Raw genomic sequence first — 14,167 nt, forward strand, 5'->3', positions numbered from 1 at the left:
ACTTTGAAATTTTCTGAATAATATTTTTTTCTAAATTTAATTTCAGCATAAAAAGTAAAATATTTAAAATTAATAGTATGTAAATTGAATTATCAATTAACATAAAGCATATTTTTAAAATTAATGGCGTAGGTGTTTCTGGAAAATACATTGTTAGTCCTCATTTTATATCTAGGCTCGTCAGGTGACGAACCAAAGTTAAGGCGTTTTTAATGCGCTTTTTAATGCGCTTTTAGCGGTGCCAGTGACCGTAAAATGAGGTGAATGATTAGAAAAATCGTGAAAGATAGCGTACGAATCGGCCTCTCACGCCGGCAACAGGGGTTCGAGTCCCCTTGGGGTCACCACAGTGACGTTCAACCAGTTAATATTGCTCAATAATACCAACGGGTATTTTGTTGTATAATCACCGAAAGCCCATTTGACACAAACCATTGGTAAAAGAGGTTTGCCATGGGTTGCCCTTCTTATCCTGCGCCCCGCCGCTTTTGTTGCTCATCGCAACAAAAGGATAGAAAAGCATCAACATGCCGGTGTGTCCGACCTTTAATTTTCTGGTTGTACCGTTGTCAAAGAGCTTTTGGCGCTGTGAGGCCGCCAAGCACGGGTATCCGCCTTTGCTTTTTTTGCAAACGACGAGGCGGCTGACGGCTACAACCTTCGGTTAGCGGTATAAAGCTAACCGGAACCGACTGTTTCGTCGGTGGACGTTTGACTTTTTGCGGGACCATTAAACATGGGCTAGGCCGAAACAACGACCGAGCTTTCTCCTTGACAGGAAAAAGCTCGGTCGGTAAAATGTAAAAATATTTGTGCCGGAGTGGTGAAACTGGTAGACGCACTGGACTCAAAATCCAGCGGGGGCGACCCCGTGTCGGTTCGATTCCGACCTCCGGTACCATGAAAAATCAAGGGGTTACACGATCTGTCGTGTAACCCCTTTTTTTTGACTACTTGCATAAACTTGCATCATTTTTTGTCGCCGGCGTGAAGGCTGAAAAATGGCAGACTTATCCAGTCTATGCTATTATTTTTATTATGTTTTTTCTCTTTTTCGCACTCTATTACTCCCTGTTTTTCTCTGAAAAAATCCTTCTAAAATCCTTCATTTTGGGGGCTGATTTGAATGAACGGTTTGCCCTTTGTCGTTTATCCAGGTGTATACTTTCGGGCCTGTTGTCAGTTTTTTCTTTTCAGGTTCGAGGCGTATCGATTTTTTCTCTTCTGCTGCTAGATTCAAGTTTTCCGCTGCTATTGTTTCTTGTTTGACCTTTTCGAGATTTTTTTAAGATATCTTGTATTTACCTCACTTTCCTCTGCCGCTACGCTAATTATTATCGCTCCTTTCTTCTTTTCACTTTCGAAATGCAAGCAATTAAAGCGATTAATCCAAAACATGGGAGAATTGTTCCCCATTTTGTAACTATTCAGCAAAACTCCATAAAAGTTCAAAAAAGTTCTTAACAGGGTTTTGAGGTAAATTTTCAAATCTCCACCCCACCGGCCACGTGCCCTGTTTTATCCCGAAAAAGCAGCCCATGCGCTTCTGGCCGACAGCGAACTGGAGTGGTGCGGCCCCCGGGGGTTGCGCAAAAAAGAAGAATGCGACACAGGTCAATTTTGGCGCAAAATTTCCGGTTTTAAAACCCGTGGTATACTGGCGGCATGATATAGACACGGGGGATGGCGTGACCATCGACAACATCAATGTGGAAGAGACGGTACAGCGGGTTGCCGAGCTGATTGCCGCGGAGAAAGGACTTTCGCCGGCGCTCAAGGGCAGTCTGAAGGTGCTGCTGCTGTTGGTTTCGCTGCTGCTGAACCGGTTGGGGCTCGACAGCAAAAACAGCAGCAAGCCGCCGTCAACCGATCCCTTCCGCAAGAAGGAGCCGCGCTCGCCAAACGGCCGCAAACCCGGCGGGCAACCGGGACACGTCGGTGCCGCGTGCGACCGGTGGCTGAACCCGACATCGTCAAATACATCCCCTTTGACAGGAGCCAGGAGCCCGAGGGCTACAGAAACCATCGACGATTTGAAATATCCCCTCGCCAAGCGCGTTCCCCGCATGATGCGCGGTTTTACCATTACGACCAATTGCGGCGATATTCATATCGATCCCCAATTTGCCGAAGCCTTCCGTAACCTTGCCACTGATGTCCTTCAATATCAACTAAACAGACTCATCAGGCTTTACCTATCATTTCCAACTATCGAGCCGACTTATGACCTATTCAGACGCTCTAACCATTTTCGGCTTATTCCTCGTTTTCATCGGCTTTTGCGTGATGGCTTATCTCGAGGTTTTCAGTTTGCTCCTACGGTTTCATTTCAAGTTTTTCCCCATGCTCGCCAAACGTTACGACCGCCTGCTTGGCATTGAATTTCGAGAGCCCGTGAACAGGGAATGGTCCTTCAAAAAAGAAGAATCTGAACCAGAAGATTTGGAACCGTTCTTCAAGGCCGCAGACAAATGAAAAGCCAATTACTCCAGCCCGTTCCTGAAAAATTCCCTCTTCACGAAGTGGCCGTAATTGTCTGCAGTCGTTGCAAGGAGCGGTATCAACTGACTCTTGTACTCTCTCGCATGCAAGCGGCTGAAAGAGGTGGCTCAGTTCGTTCGGACAGTTTTTTTTTAAGTGGAGTCTCTGCTTGTTGTTAGGCTGCCTGTTTAACCGTCGGCAACATCACGGCATATGCTTCGTCCGGGGTTCTTTTCTCTAATTTTGAATAGGGTCGGGATCTGTTGTACCAGTCCAGATATTGCATGATCGAAACTCTGGCATCGGTGACCGTGTCATAGGCATGCAAATACACCCATTCATATTTCACGGATTCCCATTGCCTGCTCCTTGGTTAGGCCCTTCATTGGGCGCTACTGGTGGCAGATTTTCCACTTGATACCACTCCGACACTTGACTTGATATAATCTGCTTCGTGCGGTAATCTCTGCACATGACAACAGAGATCGTTTTCCCCGGCATCGAAGAATACTTGGCTCCCTATTATGGTTATTTCCGTCGTTCAGAGAGTCGAGAGCTTGCTGAATGCTACATAACCGGCCTACTTATGGACGGTGAGCGGAAATCAGTTGAACCTATGTCAGAGAAGGTAAACGCTTCAGAGCGTGGCATGCAGCGTCTTCTCTCGACAGCCAAATGGGATGATCAACTTGTTGCTGCACAATTCCGCCGCACCATGCTTGACGCCACATCCGATCCGCAAGGACTCCTGGTTATTGACGACACCGGCTTCCCTAAGAAAGGGTATGACAGTGTCTGTGTTGCCCGGCAACACTGCGGTGCGTCAGGCAAGACTGACAACTGCCAGATTGGTGTCAGCATGACGTATGTCGGTCAAGATATTGCCTGGCCATATGTCATGGAACTGTTTGTCCCCGAATCTTGGGATCAGGACAATAATGAATGCGCTGCAAAGCGTAAAAAAGCACATGTGCCGGAGTCGGTCCGTCATAAGTCTAAATGGCGCATTGCACTTGATTTTGTTGACCTGGCTCGCAAAGACAATGTGCCCCATCGTGCAATCCTTGCTGACGGTTGGTATGGCAACATTCCGGAGTTTCGCCAGGAGCTTGAGTTACGCAATGAAAGCTACATGTTGGGGGTGTACTCCAACACCCAGGTCTTTCTTCAAGAACCGGTCTTTGAAATTGCGCCAGTCAAAGAGCATAAGCGGGGGCGTCCACGAATTCGCCCTAAGGTGATCTCCACAAACCCCGAGCCAATCAAGCTGTCGGCACTGGGAGCAAGCATTGCCGATGATGCCTGGCAACGACTGGAGCTGAGGCTCAATTCAAAAGACAAGCCACTTGCTGCAGAAGCCGTCTCGATGAGAGTCTGGCCGGCCATCGGATGGAAACAAGGCGATCATCATGAACAGGTCTGGTTGCTGATAGAGCGCCGTCCCCTGAGAGGAGGTGGACACGAGCTTCGCTACTTCTTTAGCAACATGCCACAGCACCTGGTAACGATTGACCTTGCCCGGCTCTATCATGAACGTTATTGGATTGAGCATGGCTATCAACAGCTGAAAGAAGAACTGGGGCTTGATCACCATGAAGGGCGCTCTTGGAACGGGTGGCATCGGCATGTTCTTCTAACAACGCTGGCTTATGGCTACCTGACACTCCTGCGATTGCAGCAAAAAAAACAGCTGAGTGCCACAGCGCGGCGCAACTGGATCCAGAAAAGGTCGACCCTGGAAAGCGCTGCTTTGTTCTGAAAAGCAAGCAGATGGAGCGGTCGCGCCACCGTTGCTGTTCTCTCCGATCCTCTGAGCGATGAAGACAAAAACAACGGGCCAAGGGCATGCCATCACTGCCTGATGTCAGGCACCAGATTTCAAGGCTGCTGGTTCGGATGTTGAATGGTTAAAGTACAGTATGTGTCGGAGTAGTACTAGTTCGGTCAATCGATCAGAAATAAATATAATGAGAAGAAACCGCTTCATATAATTTTTTTTCTGACGTATACTCCTCATAATTGAAAAAGGTGCCCAAGAGATCCTCCTGAATAAATTGGCTTTTTGAGAATCCCATTTTAATCCGGTCATTAATTTCCGAACATTGCTTAACGTGCAATCTGTGTAAACAGACTGAATTTCGGACCATCACACTGGTCGATGGCCAAAAAGCAATGCTCAATGTTCGGCGACTAATGGACTCCCAAACAATCGCCCCAAGGGCTGCGGTTTGCCCCTTGCAAAATTCGGCAATATCGGCTCTCCCCAAAAAACAACTTATATGAACATGCACGAGGTAGCTATATGAATTACGGAGTTGTTAGCCAGGAACAACTTGAAAAAATAGATGAAATCCTGACTGAAAAGCTCATAAAAATTGGCGTCGACTGCGTTATCATCATTGATATGGCAGGCAACATTATTACCGCCAAAGACAACGGCACATCAAAATACGATGTGTATTCGTTTGCCGCCTTAGCCGCCGGTAATTTTGCCACCGTCGACGCCATGGCCAAACTTGTCGGCGAGCAAGAATTTTCGCTGCTGTTTCATAAAGGAGCGGAGTGCAATATCCATTTCTCCAAAATTGACGACGAACTGTTGCTCATAACCATGTTTGGCAAAAGCATCTCTCTGGGTTTTCTTCGTCTTAATGTGGTTGAAACCATTGAGCGCATTAAAAAAATCTGGTCGCGCAAATAACTGATTTCTTCGGTCCAAGGCGTCTGACTATTATTGTTATGGATTTTTTGCGATCAGCTTAAGACCGTAGGAGAGCGTTGTGAGTTTTATCAATCTCAGAGAAAAGATCGTCCAGGTGAAAATTGTCTACTACGGTCCAGGCCGCGGCGGCAAAACCACCAACCTTGAATACATCAACAGGAAATTCACCAAACAGATTCAGTCTGAAATGGTGAGCCTTAAAACCCATGGCGACCGCACCCTTTTTTTCGATTTTTTGCCCTTCAACATGGGACAGATCAAGGGTTACGAACTCAAAATTCAGCTATATACGGTTCCCGGCCAGGTCAAGTACAATGCCACCAGAAAGTTGGTGCTCAAGGGCGTGGACGGCATTGTTTTCGTGGCCGACGCCCAAGAACAGATGCGCGAAAAAAACATTCGCTCGCTCAACCAATTGCATGAAAATCTTATGAGTTACAAGGAATCCATATTCAAGATTCCGTTGGTTCTTCAGTACAACAAAGTTGATCTGCGCAATCAGGGCATTCCTGTGTTGCCGATTTCTGTTCTTGACAAGGATTTGAACAGCAAACTCAAGGTGCCCACGTTCGAGGCGAGTGCGCTCACCGGGTACAACGTTCCAGAAACGCTCAAAAAAATTATTTCATCCACGGTTATTTCCATTCAGAAGAAACTTATGTAATGGCGCAGCACCAAGGGAGCCAACACTAGAGCCGGTCTATGAAAAAAACGCAGCGTGAAACAATCTCCGCAATTGAAGATTTTGAAGATCTGACGCTCTTCGCCAACGAATCCTTCGACACTCAGGATGTCGATCTATTTGAGTTTACCAGCGAAGAATCTTCCCCGTTGACCCGGCTTAAATCCATCATTCTTTCATTGGATTGGGAAATCAACGACGAAATTCTGCAGGAACTGGCGGACGAGTTGGACAACTTGCAGTCGATGTGGCAGGGCGACAAAGTGGCCGAGGTGTATTTGCAAGGCCTCAGTAAAATAGGAAATTATATCCGCACCAAGGGGGCCTACGCTCATCCCAACTCTATCAAACTGCTCCTCACCTTTTTCTACAATTTTGAAAAAATAATCTCTTCGCCAAATATCACAGGGGAACAAATCACCCAACTGCTCAAAGGCGATGTTCGCAAATTCAAAATTCTCCAATATCAGATCAACCAAAGCGAAGACAATGCACCCAAGCCGGTTGTCTCTACAATTGCGCCAAGCGTGCTTCCAGATGCGCCCTCATCGCCTCCTACAGAATCGAATGCCGCCAAACAATTGAAAGCCGCTATTCTTAGTCTCGACTGGGAAGTCACGGATGACAGCTTGGCGCAATTTAATGCCATGCTTGCCGCCCACCATCAACAGATGATGGAGAACAAGCCGGCGCTGGTGCTCTTGCAGGGTTTGCAGGCCTTGAGCGATTACATCGCCGAGGAACGGGCCGACGCCCATCCTGAAGCGTTCACGCTCCTTCACTCGTTCAACGAGGCGTTGGAACAGGTGTCGCAAACAGACGGCAGCCGCCTTGATCAGGCCGGCGTCCAGGAACTTCTGGTTGATCGCATCAATCGTCTCAACAACCTCAAGATGCTCATCACCAACCAGTCTGTTTCCCCTGTGGACGAACAATTGATTGACGATGTTGTTGAAGAAATCAGCGCTCCTGGCACTATCCAGGGGATCACAGATCAAGAGCCGATTGCGTTCGACGAAGCGCCGACTCCCATTTTTTTCCAGGAAGACGTCGCAGTGGAACACGACCACCTATCGTCGACCGCCGCCGATGCGTCCGAGGCCATTGGCGCTGAAATTGACACGCTGTTTGCCTTTGATGCAAAACCGGCCATGGAAACCGCCGACATACAATATCCCGACGAAATATTGCCGCCTGACGCCATTCATCCGGTCGCCGACGAACTCGCCGACGATTTTATTGAGGCCCACCTCAGCGCTAAACGCGGCCTCATGCCGGCCTTGTCCGATTCGGACGAATTCGCCGGTTTCAGCGAAGAATCCGAACCCCTGGATCTTCCTGCTCAGAGCGATCTGTCCGAACAGCTTGATTTTCTTTTTGGCGAGGCTGAGAAAGAAAGCGAGGATTCTTTCATGGCCTTGTCGGCCCAGGAAACCGATTCCCTGGAAATGGCGTTCGAGGACAACGAGCCTGTGGCGGCCTTGGCAGACGTTGACGCTGATCTTGAATTTGCGGAAGATGCAGTGGTGGCTGCCTTGAATGATGCGGAGCAGCCCGCCGATTCGCTTGAGCGTGACGCTCAGGATACGGATATCGACACTCTGGATATTCAAAGCAAGCTGGACAATTTTTTTGCAGACGCAGCGGCGGAACCTGTTCAGGCCGCCGGCGAGGATTCGGTTGAAGAGATCGAGCAATCGCTCTTTTTCGATACCGAGAACAGCGTCCAGGCAGCGCTCGCGGACAGTGCCGAAGAACAAGGTTTTTCGGAAGAAGAAGCGGTGGCGGCTTTGGATTTCACCCCTATTGATGAAATCGAAGAAAAACTTGATTTCTTTTTTGGCGCTGACATCGAGGAAGAACCCAAAACGGCAATTGTTGAGGAGGCTGCCCCAACATTTGAGCCGTTCGTGGAAGAGGAAGAATTCGAGATAGCCCCGGCTTTGAGCGAATTCTCGCCACCGGAATTGTCGGACATAGAAGAACCCGCCACAGTTGTTGATGACGACAAACTGCCGGACGAAACCCTTGAGGGCGCACTGGATCTCTTTTTTGACGCGGTTGAGGAAGAAACAGAGCCTGTGCTTGCTCCGACGGATGAATTAACCGAGGCGTTGGAGGCAACCTTGACCGACGCCGTTGGTTCGCCGGAAGAAGACAGGCAAATGCAACTAGCCGCTCTAGGCGCTCTTTTGCCGTTCGTTGTCCGCACGCCCTCGCGCGACAAGATGGCTGAAGCCGCCGAGGTTGTCGCCTCCTTGCAGCAAGCCGGACTTTCCAGCGAACAACAGGCTTTGATGCAACTGCTCAACTCCGTGATTGCCATGCTGATGCGCCTGCCCGCCAAGGAGGATGCGGCCACGGAAAAGTTGGTCAACTATCTGTACGAACAGCTTTTGCTCGCCTCATGCCCGGCCGAGGAGCTGCCGGAAGCAATCAGCCGCTTCACCGCCTGGCTGCAACAGGCCAGCGCCGTCATGCCTCTTGTTCCAGCGGCAAGCTCGCCGGACAGCAGCCAGGAACCGCAGTTCGCTTACACCGCCAAAGAGCTGTACTTCGAACTGTCCGAGCTGCGCTTCAACATCAAAGAAGAATTTGCCAAACTGCGGCACGATCTGCACCACCACAACCACTGACCAGATCACTTCTCATTTGCACAAGGGACCGAAGAGCCGTATCTTCGGTCCTTTTTTTATTTCCTCGGATCAAAGGCCTCGCGCAGGGCTTCGCCGATAAAAATAAGCAGCACCAGCGCCCCCACCAGCACGACAAAGGTGGAGAGCGACAGCCACCACGCTTCGATGTTGGCCTTTCCCTGGGCCAGCAGTTCCCCCAGGCTGGGGGTTGACGGCGGCACGCCCAGTCCGAGGAAATCAAGACTGGTCAGAGCGAGAATGGCCCCGGACATGCGAAACGGCAAAAAAGTGATCACCGGCGTCATGCTGTTGGGCAGCAGATGGCGCGACATGATGGTAAAATTGCCGACGCCCAAGGCCTTGGCCGCCTTGACGTACTCCATGTTGCGCCCTTTGAGAAACTCGGCGCGCACATAATCCGACAGCCCCATCCAGCCGAACAGCGACAGCAGAATCAGCAACAACAGCATGGATGGCTTAAAGATCGAGGCAAAAATGATCAGCAGGTACAACTCCGGCATCGAGCCCCAGAGTTCAATAAAGCGCTGAAAAAAAAGATCGGTCCGGCCGCCGAAATAGCCCTGCACCGCACCGGCGGCAATGCCGATCAGAGTGCCGACCGCCGTCAACGCCGCGCCAAAGAGGATGCTCAAGCGGAAACCGTAGATCAACCGAGCCAGAACGTCGCGGCCGCGATCATCGGTGCCGAGAAAATTCTCCGGGCTAGGCGGGGCGGGCGTCGGACGATCCAGTTCCAGGTTAATCGAGTTGAAGCTGTGGGGATTGGGCGGGAAAACTACGATGTTGCCGTCAGCGGTCAAACGGGTGCGGATATAGGGATCGCGGTAATCGGTTTCCGTGTCGAAATCGCCGCCAAAAACGGTTTCCGGATACATCCGCCACAGAGGAAAATAGTTCTCCCCTTGGTAGCGGATGAAAAGCGGTTTGTCGTTGCTGAGCAGCTCGGTGCCCAGACTGAGGCCAAACAGGACAACAAAAAGAACCAGCGAGTAGAAGCCGCGCCGGTTTTGCCGGAACCGGCGCCAACGCTTGCGCCCCAAGCTGTCCGCTCTGCGCGTTTTCTCCAACCCCATGGCTATTGCCTGCCCTCGAAACTGATGCGCGGATCCACCAGTACATAGGAGAGGTCGGAAAGCAGGCGCGAGACCAGTCCGATGATGGTGAAAAAATACAAGGTGCCGAGCACTACCGGGTAGTCGCGGTTCATGACCGATTCGTAGGCCAGCAGGCCCATGCCGTCCAGGGAAAAGATGGTCTCCACCAGCAGGCTGCCGGTGAAAAAAGCGGTGATGAAGCTGCCGGGAAAGCCGGTGATGATTGGAATAATGGCGTTGCGGAACACATGCTTGTACAGCACCTGCCGCTCCTCCAAGCCTTTGGCCCTGGCGGTGACCACATACTGTTTGCGAATTTCCTCCAGAAACGAATTCTTGGTCAGCAGGGTCATCACCGCGAGGCTGCCCACAGTGGAGGCGATGATCGGCAGGACCATATGCCAGAGATAATCACACGCTTTGCCGACCAGACTGAGTTCCCGCCAGTTGTCGGAGACCAGACCGCGCAAAGGGAACACGCTCCAGAAGCTGCCGCCGCCAAAAAGGACAATCAAAACAATGCCCAGCACAAACCCGGGGATGGCGTAGCCGACAAGGATGATTGAGCTGGTCAGGACGTCAAAGGTCGAGCCGTCGCGCACCGCCTTGGCAATCCCCAAGGGAATGCAAACCGAATAGACAATGAGAAAACTCCACAAGCCAAGCGACATCGACACCGGCAGCTTGGAAATCACCAGTTGGGCGACGCTCATGTGGTGGTAGTAGGAATCGCCGAAATCAAAGGCCAGATAGCGGCGCATCATGTCGACAAAACGTTCAAGCGGCGGTTTGTCGAAACCGTAGAGCTTTTTCAACTGTTCGACCCGCTCCTGATCCAACCCCTTGTTGCCCTGATACAACCCACCGCCGACTGCAGCGGATTCATTGCCGGAACCGTAGCCGCTTAATTGCGCCATCATCCGTTCCACCGGGCCGCCGGGGACGAACTGGGTGACCACAAAGGTGATGAGCATGACCCCGATCAGGGTTGGCAACATCAGCACCAGTCGCTTCAGTATATACAGGGTCATGACTCAGAGATTTCTTGGCTGGAGATGCAAGGATCCATGTCTCCGATCAAGAAATTTTGATGCCGCCGACAAAATCCGTGTCGTCCTTGGCCCTGCCGCTTCTCCGCTGGCGATCAAAGCCGTGGAGAAGCTCGCGTTCCTCAATCGACGCCTGTTCGGCGACAACCGGAGTGCGCGGGACTGGAGCCTGCCTGGGTTCTCGCACAATCGGCGGCGCAGAGTGGGCGGGTTCGGCCGGCCTCGGCGGTTCCGCGGCGACGCGCTCCCTGCCCTCCCGTTCTTTGCCCCTGGCAACAGCGCCGTCTTCCTCTGTCCGGCGCTTTAAAAAGGCCAGCAAGCCGTCTTGCAGCAGGGTCACGTTCACCAGTTCCCAAGATTGTCGCCCCAACTGATTGAGGGTCTTCTCCATTTCTTCATCATCGACATATCGGTCGCCCAACAGGCCATCTTTGGTGAATTCAAAAAGAATGGTCCGGTATTGCCACAACATCATCGTCTCCTTTTCATAAAATTTTCCCTGCAACGATCCTTCCGCAAACGTCCGACCAACATCGACCTGCGCCGTCTCAGCGCCCCTGCGCCCACCCGCCTACTGTTGGGCAAAAAGCGACCTCACCTCGTCGGCGATAACGGCAACGCCTTGCTGCACATCCTCTTCCGCCTGGGAATAGGTGATCCGCAAACACTCCTCCGCATGCCGCCAACCGGGCGCCAGGCCCGGGAAAAAATAATCGCCCGAAACCACCACCACGCCCCGTTGTTTCAACCGTTCGTACAGTTGCCGGCTGGAAACCGGCAGCCCTGGAAACCACAGCCACAGAAACATGGCCCCTTCGGGCACATGCACTTTGTAGGGGAAACCGGTGAAACTCTTTTCAATGCAGGCCAGGGCGCGTTCCATCTTCTTTTGATAAAAGGGTCGGATCACCTCGCGACTGAGGCGGATAATCTCGCCAGACTGGATGATCTCGGTGGTCAGCATGGCGCCAAAACTGCCGGTCGCCAAATTTACCACCGCATTGACCCCGGAAAGCAGGCGAATGATCTCCTTCTCCGCGACCACAATGCCGGTGCGCACGGCGGGCAGGCCAAATTTGGACAACGACATGCACAAAATCAGATGCTTGTTCCACACCGGCTTCACTTCGGTGTAGATCATGCACGGAAAGGGCGTGCCGTAGGCGTTGTCGATAATCAGGGGGATGTCGTGGGTTTCGGCCAAGTTGGCCAATCCGGCGATTTCGTCGTCGGTGAGGACGTTGCCGGTTGGGTTGGTCGGCCGCGACACGCAAATGGCGCCGATCTCGTCGGTGACGGCTATTCGCTCAAAATCGACCCGGTACTTGAAAAACTTCTCCCCAACAGGCTCAATTCTCGGCTGCACCGAGGTAAAAAAATCATCGCTCAGGCCGAGGTCGGCATAGCCGATATATTCGGGGGCTATGGGCAGCAGTATTTTACGGTGGCCGCCGTTGGCCGTTCTGCCGGCCAGCAGATTAAAGAGGAGGAAAAATGCCCCCTGGCTGCCGTTGGTCAGGCAGATGTTCTCCTCGTTTAGATCCCAGCCATACTCGCGGCGCAACAACGTTGCCAGGGCTTTGCAAAAATCGACCTCGCCCTTGGGCGGATCGTAGACGCCAATCAGTTTGCGCAACGACTGTTCGTCGGCAATCAAGGCCTGCAGCCGCTGGCGCATCACCTCTTGAATTTCCGGAATGTGGCCGGGGTTGCCGCCGCCCATCATGATTTTATCGCCTTCGGCGAGGGCGTTGCCGAGGTCGTCCATCAACGACAGAATCCCCGCGCCCGTGGAAAGTTTTTCGCCAAACGCCGACAGTTTCATGCCCCACCCCTCAATCCCTGATTGCTGTAAAAGAAAAAGCACCCACTCAAAGCAAACTCCGCCGCCCGCTGCGCGCCCGCATCGGGTGAACTGGTAATCTTACCAGTATCGAAGGAAAAATCCAACCCGATGTATGCAAAAGGAGTCGGGACAAAAACGCGAACCGCCGCATTTGCGGGGCAGTTGCCATTCAGGCGGGGCTACGCGGGGCAAAAAACTGGCAGGGCTGACCGGAGCTCGCCAGCACCACCCTAGACGGCAGATCCTTGCTTTTAAACCCGTACGCCCGGCATCCCCTCGGTTGCTGAGGATGGTAGGTGATGAAAAAATTCCTGCATCGCATGCAGTCCGGTTCCCGCTCTTTTTTCGTTCTATGCATCGGAACCGGGCAGGCGCTGTGGTTGCAACCAATCAACCATGATTTTTCGGAAAATCAAAAAACAGCAAGGTCCCCTTCCCCACCGCCAGGTCGCGCCAGGAGTCGAGGGCAAACTCCAGGGCCACGACGCCGCTGGTGGGAATGTTGTCGATCGCCAGACCGCCAAGCGCATTGGCCAGCACCGTGCTCTCCGGATTGTGCCCAACCAGCAGCACGGTGCGCATCTGCGGCTGCAGCCCCTGCAGCATCGTCAGCAGGGTGGATGCGGTGGCCGCGTACTGATCCGGATTGAGCTGCAACACGCCCGGCGCGCATCCCAATTGGGCGGCATAGTGAGCGGCGGTGCTTTGGGCGCGGGTCGCCGGGCTGGTCAGAATCAGATCCGGGTGTATCCCGCGCAGCAGCAGTCGACGGCCCATTTCCGGGGCGTCGCGCTCGCCGCGCTTGTTGAGGGGGCGGGCAAAATCACTCAAATCTCCGTCCTGCCAGCTTGACTTGGCGTGGCGGCAGATCAGCAGCTGCCTGACGGCGTCTTTAGAGGCGATCTCGGATTTCATGCCACAAACTCACATAGGCTGCAGCGGAGATCGATCCGGGCAGAGCGGCGGCAACGGGCTGCCGATACACCCCCATCCGTTCGATGTCCGCAGAATAGGGAATCACCGATTGCAGGACGCAGGACTTATCCTGCAGGGACTGCATCATGTCGGCGTGCATCTTTTTTCGTTTCTCGACCATGGAGAAAAAGACCAGCACCTTTTCGCGACCTTGGCCAATTTCATCAAGGAAGGCAAACAGTTGCTCCAGCGACAGCAGGGACAGGGTGGTGGGAATCACCGGGACCAGGATGTAGTCGGCGGCGTAAAAGATGTTTTCCGACAACAGCGTCAGGTTGGGCGGACAATCAAGAACGATCCGCGCGTATTCGTCCTCCAGGGGCTGCAGCACCTTGTTCAGCCGCTTCTGCGATTTTTTGCACTCATCAAGCGCGATGTCGATGTTGCGGTAGGAAAAATCAGCGGGCAGCATGTCAAGGCCGGGGTAGTCGGTGCCTCGGATGTTCTCCTCGATGTGTTTGCCGCCCTTGAGCAATTTTTTGGCGCCGAATTTATCCGGCGACCGGATGCGGAAATAAAAGGAGGCCGACCCCTGCGGGTCCATGTCAAGCAACAGGGTCTTGCCCTCTTCAATGGACGAGAGATAGGCCAGATTGACCGAGGCGGCTGTTTTGCCGACCCCGCCCTTGATGTTGTAGACCGCAAGCACGCTCATGGGAAA

The 14,167-nt window shown here is 52.5% G+C and carries 12 protein-coding genes, 2 tRNA genes and 1 pseudogene; 7 read left to right on the plus strand and 8 right to left on the minus strand.

Annotation, left to right across the window (positions count from 1 at the left end; genetic code table 11):
* Positions 1-246: 246 nt before the first annotated feature.
* A tRNA-Ser gene (locus RCH93_RS06580) sits at positions 247-347 on the plus strand.
* A 59-nt stretch (positions 348-406) separates the two neighbouring features.
* On the opposite strand, the gene RCH93_RS06585 is transcribed toward RCH93_RS06580, so the two are convergent.
* The gene (locus RCH93_RS06585) at positions 407-601 is read right to left on the minus strand and encodes a hypothetical protein (protein WP_306547532.1); all 195 of its coding nucleotides are present in this window, start codon (positions 599-601) and stop codon (positions 407-409) included.
* A 213-nt stretch (positions 602-814) separates the two neighbouring features.
* Between RCH93_RS06585 and RCH93_RS06590 the strand changes: the two genes are divergently transcribed.
* Positions 815-901 (plus strand) — tRNA-Leu (locus RCH93_RS06590).
* 637 nt (positions 902-1,538) lie between these two features.
* Entirely contained in the window at positions 1,539-2,381 is an 843-nt protein-coding gene (locus RCH93_RS17895) for a DUF6444 domain-containing protein (protein WP_373693268.1), read from the plus strand.
* Positions 2,382-2,656: 275 nt separating this feature from the next.
* Here the strand turns inward: RCH93_RS17895 and RCH93_RS06600 are convergent.
* Positions 2,657-2,845 (minus strand): annotated as a pseudogene (locus RCH93_RS06600) (integrase core domain-containing protein); the annotation flags it as partial.
* Positions 2,846-2,953: 108 nt separating this feature from the next.
* On the opposite strand from RCH93_RS06600, the gene RCH93_RS06605 reads away from it, so the two are divergent.
* The 4 genes from RCH93_RS06605 (at position 2,954) to RCH93_RS06620 (ending at position 8,521) form a co-directional block, all read left to right on the plus strand.
* Entirely contained in the window at positions 2,954-4,240 is a 1,287-nt protein-coding gene (locus RCH93_RS06605; RefSeq protein WP_306547533.1) for an IS701 family transposase, read from the plus strand.
* Between the two features lie 543 nt (positions 4,241-4,783).
* The gene (locus RCH93_RS06610; RefSeq protein ID WP_306547534.1) at positions 4,784-5,182 is read left to right on the plus strand and encodes a roadblock/LC7 domain-containing protein; all 399 of its coding nucleotides are present in this window, start codon (positions 4,784-4,786) and stop codon (positions 5,180-5,182) included.
* A gap of 79 nt (positions 5,183-5,261) precedes the next feature.
* Positions 5,262-5,867 carry an ATP/GTP-binding protein gene (locus tag RCH93_RS06615; RefSeq protein ID WP_306547535.1) on the plus strand — a complete coding sequence of 202 codons (606 nt, stop codon included), beginning with the start codon at positions 5,262-5,264 and terminating at the stop codon, positions 5,865-5,867.
* A 38-nt stretch (positions 5,868-5,905) separates the two neighbouring features.
* The gene (locus tag RCH93_RS06620; protein WP_306547536.1) at positions 5,906-8,521 is read left to right on the plus strand and encodes a hypothetical protein; all 2,616 of its coding nucleotides are present in this window, start codon (positions 5,906-5,908) and stop codon (positions 8,519-8,521) included.
* A gap of 56 nt (positions 8,522-8,577) precedes the next feature.
* Here RCH93_RS06620 and RCH93_RS06625 read toward each other — a convergent pair whose 3' ends face one another.
* The 6 genes from RCH93_RS06625 to RCH93_RS06650 all read right to left on the minus strand — a co-directional run bounded on the left by RCH93_RS06625 (position 8,578) and on the right by RCH93_RS06650 (position 14,161).
* On the minus strand, positions 8,578-9,615 hold the full coding sequence (locus tag RCH93_RS06625; protein ID WP_306547537.1) for an ABC transporter permease: 1,038 nt from the start codon (positions 9,613-9,615) through the stop codon (positions 8,578-8,580).
* 2 nt (positions 9,616-9,617) lie between these two features.
* Positions 9,618-10,667, minus strand: coding sequence for a microcin C ABC transporter permease YejB (locus RCH93_RS06630; RefSeq protein ID WP_306547538.1), 1,050 nt, complete (start codon positions 10,665-10,667; stop codon positions 9,618-9,620).
* Positions 10,668-10,713: 46 nt separating this feature from the next.
* Complete coding sequence (locus RCH93_RS06635; protein ID WP_306547539.1) at positions 10,714-11,160, minus strand: DUF4177 domain-containing protein; 447 nt, start codon at positions 11,158-11,160, stop codon at positions 10,714-10,716.
* Between the two features lie 96 nt (positions 11,161-11,256).
* A complete protein-coding gene (locus tag RCH93_RS06640; RefSeq protein WP_306547540.1) occupies positions 11,257-12,510 on the minus strand; it encodes a valine--pyruvate transaminase in 1,254 nt (417 codons plus the stop codon).
* A gap of 411 nt (positions 12,511-12,921) precedes the next feature.
* Positions 12,922-13,446, minus strand: a complete 525-nt coding sequence (locus RCH93_RS06645) for a histidine phosphatase family protein (protein ID WP_306547541.1) — start codon at positions 13,444-13,446, stop codon at positions 12,922-12,924.
* The gene (locus tag RCH93_RS06650; RefSeq protein WP_306547542.1) at positions 13,424-14,161 is read right to left on the minus strand and encodes a ParA family protein; all 738 of its coding nucleotides are present in this window, start codon (positions 14,159-14,161) and stop codon (positions 13,424-13,426) included. The genes RCH93_RS06645 and RCH93_RS06650 overlap by 23 nt, the downstream gene beginning before the upstream one ends.
* Positions 14,162-14,167 lie beyond the last annotated feature (6 nt).

It is taken from the genome of Desulfobulbus sp. (genome assembly GCF_030824455.1).
In the GTDB taxonomy this organism is placed as follows: Bacteria; Desulfobacterota; Desulfobulbia; order Desulfobulbales; family Desulfobulbaceae; genus Desulfobulbus.